The sequence below is a fragment of the Sulfitobacter sp. CB2047 genome, from assembly GCF_000735125.2.
Classification (GTDB): domain Bacteria; phylum Pseudomonadota; class Alphaproteobacteria; order Rhodobacterales; family Rhodobacteraceae; genus Sulfitobacter; species Sulfitobacter pontiacus.
In genome coordinates, this window is record NZ_CP072613.1 from 1,011,487 (window position 1) to 1,027,036 (window position 15,550).

Genomic DNA, 15,550 nt, shown 5'->3' on the forward strand with positions numbered 1-15,550 from the left:
GGGGCGCAGGTCATGCTATTGGAATGACGCATAAGGACGACAGCATGAAAATGGATCTGACCGGCCAGCTTTTGGTAGCGATGCCCGGTATGGGGGATCCTCGGTTCGATCATTCGGTGATCTTTATCTGCTCGCATGATGACGAAGGCGCGATGGGGTTGATCGTCAATAAACCCGCCGCTGATCTGAAGCTTGGCGATGTGCTTGACCGGCTTAGCGATGTGGACATGGACGATGTTTCCGGTCTGGGGGTGCATGTGGGTGGCCCCGTCGAGACAGAGCGCGGCTTTGTCCTGCACAGCGCCGAATACCGGTCCGTGATGCAGACGACGGATATCGCGGATGGGGTGGCGATGACCGCGACGCTGGACATCCTCGAAGACATCGCCCGCGGCAAGGGGCCGCGTCGGGCGATGTTGATGCTGGGCTATGCCGGTTGGGCCGCGGGCCAGCTAGAGGCTGAGATTGCCCAGAACGGCTGGCTGACCTGCCAAGGCGATAGCGCAATCCTGTTCGACCTGCCCGATGCGCGCAAATGGGGAGCGGCGCTGACCTCTATCGGGGTGGACCCTTTGGGGCTAAGCGCGACAGCAGGGCGGGCCTGAATTGCGAGGATCGGCGGGGCAAAAGCCCTAACGCGGTGCCGCCGCACGGCGCAAGCGGTCATTGATGGCACGGCCCAGACCGGTTTCAGGGATCGGGGCCACCGCAATCGGTTTGCGCAGCCGGTCAAGCGCGTGCAGTCGGTCAAACAGATGCGCTGCCGCTTCCACCAGATCGCCACTGGCCGATAGGGTCAGGTCATCCGGCCCGCTCCCGCTTGCCGCGCCAAAGCCAAGGTAAACCTCTCCATCCGTCGCCGCTTGGGCGTTCAGACGCACGCTGGCATGGGGCGCGTAGTGAGAGGCGAGCTGACCGGGGGCGATAATCTCTGCCCCGTCGGCCACATCCAGCGGTCCGCCAAGAGCGGCCTCTATCGCCTCGGACGGCAGCCCGCCTGCGCGCAGCAACGTGGGGCGGGGCTGGTTCACGCCGATGATGGTGCTTTCCAGACCCACGGTGCAGGGGCCGTCATCAACCACAGCGGCGATCCGCCCCCCAAGCCCCGACAGAACATGTTGCGCCGTCGTGGCGCTGATCTTGCCCGAGGGGTTGGCCGAGGGGGCCGCCACAGGACCGCCAAGCGCACGCAGAATGGCGCGGGCCGTGGGGTGCGCGGGCACGCGGATGCCGACGCTGTCCAGCCCCGCCGTCACCAGCGAAGAGAGCCCGTGCCCGTCGGCCAGAGGCAGCACGAGTGTCATCGGACCGGGCCAGAAGGCGCTTGCCAAAATCTCGGCGGTGTCGGACCAGCGCCCGTAGCGCCGTGCTTGGTCCACATCGGCGACATGGATGATCAGCGGGTTGAAGCTGGGCCGGCCCTTGGCCTCGTAGATGCCCGCCACTGCCGTCCCGTTTCGCGCATCCGCCCCCAGACCATAGACCGTTTCAGTCGGTAGCGCGACCAATGCGCCTTGCTGCAGCAGGGTGGCGGCACGGGAAATGCCGGAAGGGTCGGCTGGAAGAATCTCGGTCATTGGCTTCTCTCACGGGGGATGACGCCGCGTTTTGGGTTGCGGTGTGCAGGCTTGAGCGACATTCTCGCCGCAACAGCCCGGAGTATCGCCTTGGGCTTATCAGGTCGCTGTTCGGTTTGCCAAGCAGACGAACGCGTTAATGGAGGAAAACTATGCCCTATCGCGCCCCTGTCGAAGATTTTGCCTTTCTGTTTGATCATGTCGTAGGGCTGGACGCTGTGCGTCAGACCGACCGCTTCGAGGACGCCAGCGAAGACGTCACCCGCGCGATCCTCGAAGAGGCGGGCAAGATGACCAATGACGTTCTGGCCCCGCTGCAACGCGCCGGCGACCAGACCCCCGCCAAGCTTGAAAACGGCGTCGTGCGCACCTCGCCCGGTTTCGCCGACGGGTTCAAGGCCGTGGCCGAAGGCGGCTGGATCGGCATGTCCGCCGACCCCGAATTCGGCGGCATGGGCCTGCCCATGACCCTGACGACCGCCGTTAACGAAATGATGAGCGGCGCCTGCCTGTCCCTGCAACTTGCCCCCTTGATGAGCCAGGGCCAGATCGAAGCGCTTGAGCATCACGCCAGCGACGCGATCAAGGAGCTGTACCTGCCCAAGCTGATCAGCGGCGAATGGACCGGCACGATGAACCTGACCGAACCGCAAGCGGGGTCGGACGTGGGGGCACTGGCGACCAAGGCCGAAGACAATGGCGACGGCACCTATGCGATCTCGGGTCAGAAGGTCTATATCACCTGGGGCGACAACGACTTTGGCGGCAACATCTGCCACCTTGTCCTGGCGCGTCTGCCCGGTGCGCCTGCGGGCACCAAAGGCATCAGCCTGTTCCTTGTGCCGAAATACCTGCCCAATGGCGACGGCAGCCTCGGCAATGCCAATAGCCTCAAGGTGGTGAGCCTTGAGCACAAGCTGGGAATTCACGGGTCTCCGACATGCGTGATGCAATACGACAAGGCGACCGGCTGGCTGGTGGGGCCCGAGCAAGGCGGCATGGCGGCGATGTTCACGATGATGAACAACGCGCGGCTTGGCGTCGGCGGGCAGGGCATCGGCATCGCCGAAGCGGCCTATCAGCACGCGCTGGCCTATGCGCTGGACCGTAAACAGGGCAAGACATCGCGCCCTGACGGCACCGGCACAATCGTGGACCACGCCGATGTGCGCCGCATGCTGATGACGATGAAGGCCGAAACCTTTGCCGCCCGCGCCATCGCGCTGTGCTGTGCCAAGGCCATCGACATGACGAACGCCACCGGTCAGGCCGAATGGAAAGCCCGCGCGGCCTTCCTGACCCCGATTGCCAAGGCGTTTGGCACCGACACCGGCATGGCCGTCGCTGAAATGGGCGTTCAGGTCCACGGTGGCATGGGCTTTATCGAAGAAACCGGTGCCGCGCAGTACAGCCGCGACGTGCGGGTGACCGCCATTTACGAAGGCACTAATGGCATTCAGGCGATGGATCTGGTCGCGCGCAAGATGATGGACGGGGGCGAGGCCGCGAACCGTTTGCTGGACGAGATCGAGGCAGACGCCGAAGCCGCCCGCGACGTTTTTCCGAATATGACCGATGCCCTGTGGCAAGCATCGGAAACCCTGCGCGAGGCGACCGACTGGCTGACCGAGCAATCGAACATGGACACGCGCTTTGCCGGAGCGGTGCCATACCTGCGGGCCTTTGCACGGGTGCTTGGCGCGCATATGCACCTCAAGGCGGCGCTGGCCGATAAGGGCGGGCCGCGCGAAAAGCTGGCGCGGTTCTACATCCTGCGTCTGTTGCCGGAACACGCTGGCCTGCTGGCCCATGCCCAAGCGGGCGAGGCTGATCTTTTCGCGCTTTCCGCTGACGAACTGGCCGCCTGATGCCTGATACCGCACCCACCGGTTTGCGTTTCCCCTGGGAGACGCCGCCCGCCCATGATGCGGCGATAGAGGTCGCCCCCGGCGTGCTATGGCTGCGTCTGCCGCTGCCGATGAAGCTGGATCACGTCAACGTCTATGCCTTTGACGAAGGCGACAGCTGGACGATCATCGACACGGGGTTCGCGTCGAAAAAGTCCAAGGCGCTGTGGACGGACCTGATCGCGGGGCCCTTGGGCGGCAAGCCGGTGTCGCGGGTGATCGTGACCCACCACCACCCCGATCACATCGGGTTGGCGGGCTGGTTCCAGACCGAACACGGGGCAGAGCTGGTGACGACGCGCACCGCGTGGTTGACCGCGCGGATGCTGACCCTGGACCCGCAAGAAGCACCGCCAGCCGAGACGCTGGCTTTCTACAAACTTTCGGGGATGGATGCCGCGCTGTACGAGAAACGCGCCTCCGAGCGGCCATTCAACTTTGCCGACATCGTCTCGCCTCTGCCGCTTGGCTTTACGCGGATCAAACAGGGCGACGAGATCACCATCGGGGGGCGCGTGTTTGACGTGCATATGGGCAATGGGCACGCCCCCGAACACGCCACCTTCTGGAGCCGTGATGACAATTTGGTGATTGCAGGGGATCAGATCCTGTCGTCCATCAGCCCTAACGTCGGGGTCTATGCCACCGAACCCATGGCCGACCCTATTGGCGAATGGATCGAGGCCTGTGACCGTCTGTCATTGCTCGCGCGGGAGGATCATCTGGTGCTTGGCGGGCACAAGCTGCCCTTCACTGGTCTGCCCACCCGCATGCGCCAGTTGATAGAGAATCACCACAGCGCCCTGCGCCGTCTGGAAAAGGCGATTGCAGAGCCGAAATCGGCGTCTGAATGTTTCTCGACCCTGTTCAAGCGCAACATCGGCGAAGGCGAATACGGTCTGGCGCTGGTTGAAGCGGTCGCCCATCTCAGCCATCTTTACCAAACGGGCCGTGCCACACGCAGCTTGCGGGCGCTGGACGGGGCTTGGGTGTATCAATCAAAGGGCTGACCGATGGATAACGAGATCAAGACAGCGGCCGAGGCGATCGAGGCCGACGCGCTGCCGCGCCTCTACGAGGTGCATTCGGACCCCGACAGACGCAATGCCTCTGACCAGCCGGTGCCAAAGGGGATGACCCAAAAGCCCGCCGCGCAGAAATCACCAGCGCAATGGGCCTACGAGCGGGTCGTGCTTTACCTTAGAAATTTCGAAGAGCAGCTGGATGGCGATCACGAGGTTGCGATGGGGTTCGCTGGCGGTGACGCCGGTGTGCTGCGGATCGAGGGTATGGGCTATTTCGACCCGGACATCGTGACCTTTTACGGCAAGGACAACGCCGGGGCACGGATGCAGCTGGTGCAGCATGTCACCCAGTTGAATGTCGCCCTGCGTGCGCTGCCCAAAGCGGTGCAGGAAGCCCCCGCGAATCGTATCGGTTTCCGCTTGGCGCAAGACCTTGAGACGCAAGAGCCGGCACAGACAGGCGAAAACACCTGATCCCGCGCATTTTGATGCCGTGACATAGGCAGATGAATACAGTATTCCCCAGTTCAAATCATACGCACGTTAAGACAAGGATCGCGCAAATGGCCAAACATGAACACGGCTCGATGGACACCAGCACGCACGAGAAGACTTTTGACAGCTTCATGAACTTCGTCAAATGGTCGTGCATCGTGATTATTGCCATTCTGGTCTTTATGGCGATCTTCGCGCGCTAAGGCGGGCAAACCTAACCGACGGGATATTTCTATGCGTGTTTGGATGGCTTTGGCCTGCGTCGGGCTGCTTGCGGCCTGTGCGAATGATACCGGGATTGATAACACACCGGCAGAAGTCGCGGCGGCCGCCTATGTGGCACCGGGGCCGCGATCCATCACGTTGATGACAATGATCAACAACCGCACCGGCAGCGGCGGCCATACGGCGCTGTTGGTCAATGGCTCGCAGCAGGTGATCTTTGACCCCGCCGGTTCCTTCCGCGATCCGCGCGTGATCGAACGCGGCGACGTGCTTTACGGTATGACGCCCGAGTGGATTCAGGGCTACAAATCCTCGCACGCACGCAGCACCTACCATGTTGTCAGCCAGGAACTTCAGGTGACGGACGCGCAGGCGGAACAGATCTTGCAGCTTGTGATGTCGAACGGCACGGTAGCAGGGGCGTTCTGCGCCAATGCGACCTCGGGCATTCTGTCGCAGGTCCAAGGGTTCGAAAGCATCTCCAAGACCTTCTATCCGGCCAAGCTCAGCGAACAGTTCGCCAGCTTGCCCGGTGTCACGACGACAAAATACTACGAGAATGACGAAGGCGATGTGATCGACGCGGTGCAGGCGTCGCTTCTAGCCCAGTAACCAAAGCAGACTGTAAAGCGTTGCTGCACCGCTGATGATGGCGAGCAGCACGTTTTTGGTGATCACCCCGATTGTCAGGGCCGCAGCCGCTGCCGCCATGCGCGGCAGATCAAGCTGCCCGTCCGTGGCTGCGGGCCAGATCACCTGCGGAGCCACCAGCGCGGGCAGGATCGCCACCGCCGTGTAGCGCAGGTGTCGCAGCAGCCATGCGGGCATCTCGCGGTCGCCCACCAATCCGGTAAAGACAAAGCGCAGCCCGAAACTGCCGATGCCAAGGGCGATGATCACGAACCAAAGTGTGCCGGTGTTGATATGATCCATTATACCGCGTCCTGTTCAGGGTGTTGGGGCTGGCGCCGTTCCAGCCAAAGCTCTGTCTGCGCACCGGCCATCATCCCCGCAAGCCCCGCGATGATCAGCCCCAGCGAATAGGGCACTCCCGCCGTCAGCAGCCCCGCGACAGAGGCGACCAGCGCCGCGACCACATGGGCCGGCGTGCGGAACATCGGCGCGATCATGGCCAGAAAAGTGATTGGCAGCGCAAAGTCCAGCGCCCAGCTTTCGGGGATCTGCGCGCCCACCATCGCCCCCACCAGCGTGAACAAATACCACAGCGGCACAATCGGGGTCACGCAGCCAAAGAAATACGCCATCCGCTGCGGGATCGTCATATCGGGCTGTTTCTCGTACTGCGCCATTGCGCAGACATAGGATTGATCGACCGTCAGATAGGCCGCCAGCGCGCGCTGCCACAGCGGGGCGGAGCCGATGTAAGGGGTCAGCGACGCGGAATACATCGCCATCCGCAGGTTCACCGCCAGCGCAGAGGCCAGCACGATCGCCGTCGGGGCATGTTCCTGCATCAGTTGCAACGCCGTGAACTGTGCTGCCCCCGCAATGACCACAACCGAAAAGGCGAGCGTTTCGAATACGTTCAATCCCGCCTCGGTGGCGAGGATGCCAAACAGCGACGCAAAGGGAATGATCACCAGAACAAAGGGTGCGGCGTCGGCAAGACCTTTTCGAAAGGCCGATTTCGTGGTGGTGATGGCCATGCGTTCCCCCTAGATTGCCGGGACATGCTTAACTGCCGCTTTGGGGGGATGCAATTGTCCGTCAAGACAGACACCGATGCTTATTTGATCGCACCGCAACCGGGGTTGGCGCGGCTGACCCGTGCTGTGACCGGGCGCGACCAAACAGGGGCAGAAACAACGATCAATGTGGTCGAGGAACGCCCGCTGACGATCTATCTGAACGCGCAGGAAATCGTCACCGCGATGACGATCGGCGATTACCCCGAATACCTCGCGCTTGGGTTCTTGCGCAATCAGGGCATGCTGCGCGACGGTGAGGATATCACGAGCGTCGACTATGACGAAGAGCTTGAGGTCGTCGTGGTCCGCACCGCCCGCAAAACCGATTACGAAGACAAGATGCGCAAGAAGACCCGGACCTCCGGCTGTGCGGTCGGTACGGTTTTCGGCGATATGATGGAGGGGCTAGAGGATGTGTCTCTGCCCACGACCCCGCTGCGGACCTCGTGGCTGTATGACCTTAGCGCGCAGATCAACCGCACGCCGAGCCTGTACCTAGAGGCCGGGGCGATTCACGGCACGGTGCTGTGTCAGGGCAATCGCCCGCTGGTTTATATGGAAGACGTGGGTCGCCACAACGCGGTCGACAAGATCGCGGGCTGGATGCTTTCTGAAAAAGTCTCGGCCGAGGATAAGATCCTCTATACCACGGGGCGGCTAACGTCCGAGATGGTGATCAAGACCGCGATGATGGGCATCCCCGCGCTGGTGTCGCGCTCCGGCTTTACCGCCTGGGGGGTAGAGATCGCGCAGCAGGTCGGGCTGACGCTGATCGGCCGGATGAAGGGCAAACGCTTTATGTGTCTGGCGGGCGAGGATCGGTTGATCCGTGACGCGGACCCCGACGGAATCGCGGATGAACCGAAACGATCTGGGCGAAAGGGCAGCGCATGAAACAGCCACTTGGGGTGATCCTTGCCGGTGGGCAGGCGACGCGGATGGGCGGCGGCGACAAGGGGCTGTTGCAGCTTGGCGGTCAAAGCGTGCTGGGTCATGTGATTGAACGGCTGACCCCGCAGGTGGATCGCGTCGCGTTGAATGCCAATGGTGATGCCGCGCGGTTTGCGGGGCTGAAGCTGCCGGTGTTGCCCGATAGTATCGACGGGTTCGCCGGCCCCCTTGCGGGCGTGCTGGCCGGGCTGGATTGGGCCGCTGAACAAGGCGCGGATACCATCGTCACGGCGGCGGCAGACACGCCGTTCTTCCCCGGTGATCTGGTGCCGCAGCTGTTGCTGGCAAGCGAGGGGATGACCCATCCGCTGGTGCTTGCCGCGACGCCGGATGCCAAACGCGGCACCGCGCGGCATCCGACCTTTGGCCTCTGGCCCGTGGCGCTGCGTGACGATCTGCGCGCCGCCTTGCAAGGGGGGCTGCGCAAGGTCGTAATGTGGACCCAAACGCATGAGGGGCGCGAAGCACTGTTCCCCCATGAGGACGCGTTCTTTAATATCAACACCCCCCAAGATCTGGCCCGCGCACAGGAGATGCTATGAGAGTTTACGGCGTTGTCGGCTGGAAAAACGCAGGCAAAACGGGGCTGATGGAACGCCTCGTGACCGAAATCACGGGCCGCGGGTTTTCAGTGTCTACCGTGAAACATGCGCACCACAGTTTTGACGTGGATCACCCGGGCAAGGACAGCCACCGCCACCGTGTCGCTGGCGCGCGCGAGGTGCTGTTGGCCTCGCGCAACCGCTTTGCCTTGATGCATGAGCTGCATGGCGAGGATGAACCGACGCTCGACGCGCTGCTGGCCAAGCTTGCGCCCGTCGATCTGGTGCTGGTCGAAGGCTACAAACGCGACGGTCACGCCAAGGTCGAAGCGCATCGGGCCGAAACCGGCAACGCGCTGATCGCGCCGGAGGATACGACGATCAAAGCGATTGCCAGCGACACCCCCATGACGTTGGATCGCCCCGTATTCGATCTGAATGACACCAGCACCATCGCCGATTTCATTCTGGCCGAGGTGGGCTTGTGAGCCATTTCGACACGTTTGTTGTGGTCGATTGGTCCGGCGGTAATGACACCGGACCAACCCCGCGCAAAGATGCGATTTGGGCGGGGGTGTCGCGCGGGGGCATCTCGGACCCGCCTGTCTATCTGCGCAACCGGTCCGAGGCAGAGGCGTGGATCGCCGCGTTGATCGAAGCAGAGCTGGCGCAGGATCGCCGCCTGTTCATCGGCTTCGATTTCCCCTTTGCCTACCCCAGCGGTTTTGCCGAGGCCCTGACGGGTAGCGACGATCCCTTCGCCCTGTGGGAGTGGTTCGAGGCGCGGGTCGAAGACGCGCCAGGCCGTAACAACCGTTTCGATCTGGTGGCAGAGATCAATCTGGGTCTGGGCGATGGCAGCGGCCCTTTCTGGGCCAACGGGCTGCCCAACCGCGATATCGCAGGGCTGCCGCGCACCAAGGCGGGCTACGCCAACCCGTTTCCCGACAAGCGCGCGGCGGAACAGCGTGCCAAGGGCAGTTTCACCTGCTGGCAAATGGCGGGGGCAGGGGCTGTCGGGTCGCAGGTGGTCATGGGGCTGCCTGTGCTGTCACGCCTGCGTGCTCGCTTTGCCGATCATGTCGCGGTCTGGCCGTTTGAAAAGCCGGATGCGCAGGTGGTCTTTGCCGAGATATGGCCGTCGCTTACCGTGGGGCCCGCCCCTGACAACAGGGTCAAGGATGCGTGGCAGGTGCAGGAGCTTGCACGGCAGCTGGCCGCCGTCACCGCCGCCGATCTGGCGCAGATGCTGGATGTCGAGGCAGCGGAAGAGGGTTGGATCTTCGGTCTGGGGTTCGAACATCTGCTCAAGGCCCCGCCCCCCCTGCGCAACGACTGTTTTGCCCTGCCGCCGGGCGTGCATTGGACGCCGGTGGACGAAGCGCTGGCGCAGCTGCGGGCACGGCTGCATCCGGTGACCCCTGTCGAAGACGTGGCTTTGGCTGCCACCTTGGGGCGCATCGCCGCGGCGGATGTGCTGGCACGCCGCGCCAATCCGCCGCTGCCAAATACGGCTGTTGATGGCTATGGCTTTGCGGGCGGGCGCGAGGCCGGGGCCCATGCGATGCCGCTGGCCGAGGGACGCGCTGCGGCAGGCGACGCGCCGGGGGCGCTTGCCGAAGGGCAGGCGCTCCGTGTGCTGACAGGGGCCGCGCTGCCCGAAGGCGTCGATACCGTGGTGCTGCAAGAAGACGTGACCATCGACGGGCGCACCCTGCGGTTTAACGGTCCGGTGAAACAGGGTGCCAATACCCGCAAAGCGGGGGAGGATGTGACGGCGGGTGCCGTAACCCTGCGTGCGGGACGACGGATCACAGCGGCGGATATCGCCTTGCTCGCGGCCACGGGCACGGCGTCTGTGTCGACCCATCGGCCGTTGCGCGTTGGCGTGCTATCGACAGGGGACGAGATCGTCGAGGCCGGTCAAACCGCGGCCGACGGGCAGATATTCGATGCGAACCGCCCGATGTTGCTGGGGTTGGTATCGCAGTTCGGCCATCAGGGCGTGGATCTGGGGCATGTGGGTGACGATCGCGCTGCTTTGCGCAGGCGGCTGGATGAGACGCAGGGCCGTGTCGATGCGATCCTGACCAGCGGTGGCGCGTCGGCGGGGGATGAAGACCACGTGTCGGCCCTTTTGTCCGAGGCGGGGGCGCTTGACCTGTGGCGCATTGCGGTCAAACCGGGGCGGCCCTTAGCGCTTGGCATGTGGCAAGGCGCGCCGGTTTTTGGTCTGCCGGGCAACCCCGTGGCGGCTATGGTCTGCACCCTGATTTTCGCGCGCCCCGCGTTGGCGCGGCTGGCGGGGCAGGACTGGCCTGAACCGCAGGGGTTCGACGTGCCCGCAGATTTCAGCAAGCGCAAGAAACCTGGGCGGCGCGAGTATCTGCGCGCGCGGATGCGCGACGGGCGGGTGCAGGTCTTTGCCTCTGAAGGGTCGGGGCGGATCAGCGGGCTGGCTTGGGCCGAAGGATTGGTGGAACTCCCGGACGCCGCGGCCGACATCCAGCCGGGCGATCTGGTGCGCTATATTCCCTATGGGTCTTTCGGGATCACCTGACCGCTAGTCGAACGTCCCCGCAACGCGGCCCAGCAACATGAAGGCCCGCACGGTGCGCGTGTCGGTCAGTGCCGAGATGTCGGCGTCAGAGGCCTCGGCTTCAAAGGCGGCAAAGGCGCGGTCGAAACGGCGCAGGAAGTGATGCGCGGCATCGCGGAAGATCGGGTCTTGCTTCATGCGGGCACTGGTCAGCGCCAGCGAGGACCGGTCACGGATGCCGCCCAAAGCTGCGATCGGACGGCCTCGGGCCCCTTGGGCGAATTGACGCCAGATTTCGGGGCGTGCACGGTCGGGGCGCAGGTCATCCATATAGATGCCGTCCTGACTGAGCAGTGTCAGCACGTCCTGCGACGCCTGCACCAGCTGCGATGCATTGCGGTCTTTCAACGCCTTGCGCAGCGCCGAAAAGCCTTCGGTATCCTCTGCCGTTTCGGGGAAATTCAGCGCGCGAATGAAATCTTCATGTGACAGCGGCGGGGTCATATCCGCGGCCGAGGTGCCAAGCGCCAGCGCGGGCTGGTCATCGACCACCGCAGGCTTGAGAGGCGCAAGGCGGGTGCTGGCGTCGCGGCGGCTTTGGAAGGTGGCCAGCGTGCTTTCGGTCTTGCGGGCGGCGGCGGCGATTTCATCCAGCTTGCGCGCGACGGTCGCGTCTGCGCCAAGGCTCTGCCCTTGCTGTTGCGCGATATACGCCTGCCGGATCGCGTCGATCGCGGCCTGCAAGCGTTTGCTTTCCTCGCGCATGACACGGCTGGCGCGGGCCGCTGTTGCGGCGACCCAGATCATGCCTACGGGCATGAAGATCGCCAGCATCGTCATCAGGAACCGCAAGCCGGCGCCGCCCGTATCAGGTTGCTGATCCGACGGCAGCATCAAGAAAAAGATCGCGGACCCCAGCAACCAAACAGCGCTTAGCGCTGCGGCGATGAGTTCAATGTTCGAGATCCCGCCGTCGTTCGGGCGCGAATAGACGCCAAAGGGGGTCGACCGCGCGGATTGGCGCGGCGCGTTCGGTGTCAGCTGCGGTTTGTCGGTCATCTCTTTGTCCCCGGCTTATGCGTAGACGATTTTGAGAACCTCATAGGATTTGTCCCCCCCGGGTGTCCGCACCTCGACGCTGTCGCCTTCTTCCTTGCCGATCAGGGCGCGGGCGATAGGGGATTTGATGTTCAGCAGGCCTTTTTCGATGTTGGCCTCGTATTCACCAACAATCTGGTAGGTCTTCTCTTCGTCGGTGTCCTCGTCCACGAGGGTCACGGTCGCGCCGAACTTGATCGCGCCGGACATCTTGGCCGGATCGATCACATCCGCAAGGGAGATCACGCCTTCGAGCTCTTTGATGCGGCCTTCGATGAAGGACTGCTTTTCCTTGGCGGAATGGTATTCGGCGTTCTCGGACAGGTCACCGTGTTCGCGGGCTTCGGCGATGGCTTTGATGATGGCAGGGCGTTCAACCGACTTCAGATGCTTGAGTTCGGTTTCCAAAGCCGTGTGACCGGCGCGGGTCATGGGGATTTTTTCCATCAGGGGGCGTCCACGCAATGAGGGTCACAGCCCCCGAACTGTCGTCCGAGGGTGCAACCGATTTGAATTGATCCTTACCTGACCCAAACTGCCCCGCGATTGCAAGAGCAGAGTCAGCCCGTCCGCGGCAATCCGCGCTTAGTCATCGTATTGGACCAGCTCGTATTCAACACCGTCGTGATCGCGAAAATAGAAGCGCCGCCCGGGTTCGTAATCGGCGTGGTTCACCGGCGTGAACCCCTGCGCTTTGACCAAGGTTTCGGCGGCGTCCAGATCATCGACGGTCACCCCGATATGGTTCAGCGCGCCGGTGGTGTCATAGCTGCTGGTGCCCGTGGCCGGCGTCTTTTTCGGTGTGTAAAGCGCCACGTATGAGCTGTCGGTTCCGATGTGGATAGAATTTCCGCCCGCTATCGCATCGCCTTGCCAGCGGATACGCCAGCCAAAGATCTGCGTCATCCAGGCGGCAGTGGCTTGCGGGTCGGTTACGGTGATGTTTGCATGTTCCAATTGTGCTGGCATTGTCGGGTCTTCCTTTCGTGTTTCTAACGTTGACCCTATGGTGTGTAATTTCTAAACCTAACTTTAGGTCAAGGATTATTTTGGGGAATGTCTATGGCGGTGAATGATGGGTTGTCGATTGGCGCTTTGGCGCGGCGCACAGGCTTGGCGGTGTCCGCCATCCGCTATTACGAGGCGCAAGGGTTGATCAAACCGTGGCGCAACAGCGGCGGGCAGCGGCGGTTCGAGCGTGCCGATCTGAGGCGGCTGAGCTTTGTGATGATCGCGCAGCAATTCGGCTTTACCTTGCCGCAGATCAAGCAAGAGCTGGATCGCCTGCCAGATGGGCGCACCCCCACCAAAGAGGACTGGGCGCGTATCAGCCAGGCGTTTCGTACAACGTTGGACGACCGGATCGCGACGTTGACGCGCCTGCGCGACGACCTAGATGGGTGTATCGGATGCGGATGCCTGAGCCTGCAGGCCTGTGCGCTTTATAACCCCCAAGACCGTGCGGGAGAGAAAGGGCAGGGGCCGCGCTATCTAATGGGAGATCCGCGCGGCTAGCATTTTGCGATGCGAAACAATATTGCTGCACCTGCAACATTTAAGATGCAAACTGTCGTGGGTGCGCTAATTTACGCTGTGTTGCGATTGCAATAGCGACCGTGCTGGTTTAGCGAAATCCAAACCGTTTTCTGCCCGAAGAGGAGCCCCAAATGGCCGAAGTTGAACGCGAAGCAATGGAATATGACGTCGTTATCGTCGGTGCGGGCCCTGCCGGTCTGTCCGCCGCGATCCGTCTGAAACAACTCGACGCCGACTGCAATGTGGTCGTGCTGGAAAAGGGCTCTGAGGTGGGGGCGCATATCCTGTCGGGTGCGGTTCTGGACCCGATCGGTCTGGACGCCCTGATGCCCGACTGGAAAGAAAAAGGCGCGCCGATCAAGACCAAGGTCGAGGAAGACAACTTTTACATGCTGGGCGAGGCCGGTAAAATCCGGGTGCCGAACTTCCCCATGCCGCCGCTGATGAACAACCACGGGAACTACATCGTTTCCATGGCCAATGTCTGCCGCTGGATGGCAGAACAGGCCGAAGAGTTGGGGGTAGAGATTTTCCCCGGTATGGCGTGCTCAGAGCTTGTCTATGGCGACAATGGCGAGATCAAAGGCGTTGTGGCCGGTGAATTCGGCATCAGCGCCGATGGCACCAAGGGTGACGGCTATGAGCCCGGCATGGAACTGCACGGCAAATACGTCTTCCTGTCCGAAGGCGTGCGCGGCAGCCTGTCCAAGCAGGTGATTGCGAAATACGATCTGGACGCCGGAAAAGAGCCGCAGAAATACGGCCTTGGCATGAAAGAAATCTGGGAGATCGACCCCGCCAAGCACAAAGAGGGCACCGTGACCCACACGATGGGCTGGCCTTTGAACAGCAACGCGGGCGGCGGGTCGTTCATCTATCACATCGAAAACAATCAGGTGTACGTCGGTTTCGTTGTCCACCTTGGCTACAAAAACCCGCATGTGTTCCCCTACATGGAATTCCAGCGCTTCAAGCACCACCCGATGGTTGCCGAGCTGCTTAAAGGCGGCAAGCGCGTGGCCTACGGCGCACGCGCCATCACCGAAGGCGGCTACCAGTCGATGCCCAAGATGGTCGCACCCGGTGTGGCGTTGCTGGGCTGTTCGGTGGGCATGGTCAACGTGCCGCGCATCAAGGGCAACCACAACGCGATGCTATCGGGCAAAGCTGCCGCCGAAGCGGCCTATGACGCGATCCAGGCGGGCCGCGCCGGTGACGAGCTGACCGCCTACGAGGAAGATGTCCGCAGCGGCGAGATCGGCAAAGACCTGAAAAAAGTGCGCAACGTCAAACCGTTGTGGAGCAAGTACGGCCTTGTGACATCGCTCGCCGTGGGTGGGTTCGACATGTGGACCAATACTTTCGGCTTCTCGCTGCTGGGGACGCTGGGGCATGGTAAATCCGATGCTGAAGCGACCGAAAAGGCCGACAAGCACAAGAAGATCGACTACCCCAAGCCCGATGGCAAGCTCAGCTTTGACCGTCTGACCAACGTGGCGTTTTCATTCACCAACCACGACGAAAGCCAGCCCGCGCATTTGACGCTGAAGGACCCGTCGGTGCCGGTGAACATCAACCTGCCGGAATACGCTGGCCCCTCGGCGCGGTATTGCCCTGCGGGCGTGTATGAATTCGTCGAGGAAGACGGCAAGGACCCGCGCTTTGTCATCAACTTCCAGAACTGCGTGCACTGCAAGACCTGCGACATCAAGGATCCGACGCAGAATATCGTCTGGACCACGCCGCAGGGTGGGGATGGCCCGAACTATCCTAACATGTAAGCGTCGCTTGCGGGCCTGACGTGTAAGCATCACTTACTGGATGAAATCGATCAAAGGCGTGCTGCGGCGCGCCTTTTTTCATGCAAGGTTCCGCCGATAGAGGATAAGCGGGATGTCCCTTTGGATAGGCGGCATTGCGCTTGGTCGTGAACCTGTTAGCCTTGC

The 15,550-nt window shown here is 62.4% G+C and carries 18 protein-coding genes; 12 read left to right on the plus strand and 6 right to left on the minus strand.

Annotated features, from left to right (window positions below):
* Window positions 1-44 precede the first annotated feature (44 nt).
* Window positions 45-605, plus strand: coding sequence for a YqgE/AlgH family protein (locus tag IV89_RS04905; RefSeq protein WP_235183807.1), 561 nt, complete (start codon window positions 45-47; stop codon window positions 603-605).
* Between the two features lie 27 nt (window positions 606-632).
* On the opposite strand, the gene IV89_RS04910 is transcribed toward IV89_RS04905, so the two are convergent.
* On the minus strand, window positions 633-1,577 hold the full coding sequence (locus IV89_RS04910) for an L-threonylcarbamoyladenylate synthase (RefSeq protein WP_037944797.1): 945 nt from the start codon (window positions 1,575-1,577) through the stop codon (window positions 633-635).
* A gap of 152 nt (window positions 1,578-1,729) precedes the next feature.
* Here IV89_RS04910 and IV89_RS04915 point away from each other — a divergent pair, with 152 nt between their 5' ends.
* The 5 genes from IV89_RS04915 to IV89_RS04935 all read left to right on the plus strand — a co-directional run bounded on the left by IV89_RS04915 (window position 1,730) and on the right by IV89_RS04935 (window position 5,841).
* A complete protein-coding gene (locus tag IV89_RS04915) occupies window positions 1,730-3,445 on the plus strand; it encodes an acyl-CoA dehydrogenase (protein WP_037944795.1) in 1,716 nt (571 codons plus the stop codon).
* Window positions 3,445-4,494, plus strand: a complete 1,050-nt coding sequence (locus IV89_RS04920; RefSeq protein ID WP_005849639.1) for an MBL fold metallo-hydrolase — start codon at window positions 3,445-3,447, stop codon at window positions 4,492-4,494. Before IV89_RS04915 ends, IV89_RS04920 begins: the two co-directional genes overlap by 1 nt.
* Window positions 4,495-4,497: 3 nt before the next feature.
* Window positions 4,498-4,983 carry a DUF6173 family protein gene (locus IV89_RS04925; RefSeq protein ID WP_005849637.1) on the plus strand — a complete coding sequence of 162 codons (486 nt, stop codon included), beginning with the start codon at window positions 4,498-4,500 and terminating at the stop codon, window positions 4,981-4,983.
* 89 nt (window positions 4,984-5,072) lie between these two features.
* Entirely contained in the window at window positions 5,073-5,207 is a 135-nt protein-coding gene (locus IV89_RS04930; RefSeq protein WP_005849635.1) for an aa3-type cytochrome c oxidase subunit IV, read from the plus strand.
* A gap of 31 nt (window positions 5,208-5,238) precedes the next feature.
* On the plus strand, window positions 5,239-5,841 hold the full coding sequence (locus tag IV89_RS04935) for a hypothetical protein (protein ID WP_037944794.1): 603 nt from the start codon (window positions 5,239-5,241) through the stop codon (window positions 5,839-5,841).
* Here IV89_RS04935 and IV89_RS04940 read toward each other — a convergent pair.
* Both IV89_RS04940 and IV89_RS04945 read right to left on the minus strand, forming a co-directional pair.
* Window positions 5,830-6,162, minus strand: coding sequence for an AzlD domain-containing protein (locus IV89_RS04940; RefSeq protein ID WP_009825231.1), 333 nt, complete (start codon window positions 6,160-6,162; stop codon window positions 5,830-5,832). The two genes, IV89_RS04935 and IV89_RS04940, sit on opposite strands and share 12 nt — an antisense overlap.
* Window positions 6,162-6,896: an AzlC family ABC transporter permease gene (locus IV89_RS04945; RefSeq protein WP_005849629.1), complete on the minus strand. Its 735-nt coding sequence runs from the start codon at window positions 6,894-6,896 to the stop codon at window positions 6,162-6,164. Before IV89_RS04945 ends, IV89_RS04940 begins: the two co-directional genes overlap by 1 nt.
* Before the next feature lie 48 nt (window positions 6,897-6,944).
* On the opposite strand from IV89_RS04945, the gene IV89_RS04950 reads away from it, so the two are divergent.
* From IV89_RS04950 to glp, 4 genes are read left to right on the plus strand one after another with little or no spacing between them, the layout of a single operon-like run.
* Window positions 6,945-7,832 (plus strand): formate dehydrogenase accessory sulfurtransferase FdhD, encoded by an 888-nt coding sequence (locus IV89_RS04950; RefSeq protein WP_037944793.1) that lies wholly within the window; start codon window positions 6,945-6,947, stop codon window positions 7,830-7,832.
* Window positions 7,829-8,431 carry a molybdenum cofactor guanylyltransferase MobA gene (mobA, locus tag IV89_RS04955; RefSeq protein WP_005849625.1) on the plus strand — a complete coding sequence of 201 codons (603 nt, stop codon included), beginning with the start codon at window positions 7,829-7,831 and terminating at the stop codon, window positions 8,429-8,431. The genes IV89_RS04950 and mobA overlap by 4 nt, the downstream gene beginning before the upstream one ends.
* Window positions 8,428-8,919, plus strand: a complete 492-nt coding sequence (gene mobB, locus IV89_RS04960) for a molybdopterin-guanine dinucleotide biosynthesis protein B (RefSeq protein ID WP_037944792.1) — start codon at window positions 8,428-8,430, stop codon at window positions 8,917-8,919. Before mobA ends, mobB begins: the two co-directional genes overlap by 4 nt.
* Window positions 8,916-10,991: a gephyrin-like molybdotransferase Glp gene (glp, locus tag IV89_RS04965; protein ID WP_037944791.1), complete on the plus strand. Its 2,076-nt coding sequence runs from the start codon at window positions 8,916-8,918 to the stop codon at window positions 10,989-10,991. Before mobB ends, glp begins: the two co-directional genes overlap by 4 nt.
* A gap of 3 nt (window positions 10,992-10,994) precedes the next feature.
* On the opposite strand, the gene IV89_RS04970 is transcribed toward glp, so the two are convergent.
* From IV89_RS04970 to IV89_RS04980, 3 genes are all read right to left on the minus strand, one after another.
* The gene (locus IV89_RS04970; RefSeq protein WP_037944790.1) at window positions 10,995-12,029 is read right to left on the minus strand and encodes a hypothetical protein; all 1,035 of its coding nucleotides are present in this window, start codon (window positions 12,027-12,029) and stop codon (window positions 10,995-10,997) included.
* Between the two features lie 15 nt (window positions 12,030-12,044).
* The gene (gene greA / locus IV89_RS04975; protein ID WP_005849618.1) at window positions 12,045-12,515 is read right to left on the minus strand and encodes a transcription elongation factor GreA; all 471 of its coding nucleotides are present in this window, start codon (window positions 12,513-12,515) and stop codon (window positions 12,045-12,047) included.
* A 138-nt stretch (window positions 12,516-12,653) separates the two neighbouring features.
* Window positions 12,654-13,037 carry a VOC family protein gene (locus IV89_RS04980; protein ID WP_037944787.1) on the minus strand — a complete coding sequence of 128 codons (384 nt, stop codon included), beginning with the start codon at window positions 13,035-13,037 and terminating at the stop codon, window positions 12,654-12,656.
* A gap of 93 nt (window positions 13,038-13,130) precedes the next feature.
* Here IV89_RS04980 and soxR point away from each other — a divergent pair, with 93 nt between their 5' ends.
* A complete protein-coding gene (gene soxR / locus IV89_RS04985) occupies window positions 13,131-13,583 on the plus strand; it encodes a redox-sensitive transcriptional activator SoxR (RefSeq protein WP_037944785.1) in 453 nt (150 codons plus the stop codon).
* 152 nt (window positions 13,584-13,735) lie between these two features.
* Window positions 13,736-15,385 (plus strand): electron transfer flavoprotein-ubiquinone oxidoreductase, encoded by a 1,650-nt coding sequence (locus IV89_RS04990; protein WP_005849615.1) that lies wholly within the window; start codon window positions 13,736-13,738, stop codon window positions 15,383-15,385.
* Window positions 15,386-15,550: the final 165 nt, after the last annotated feature.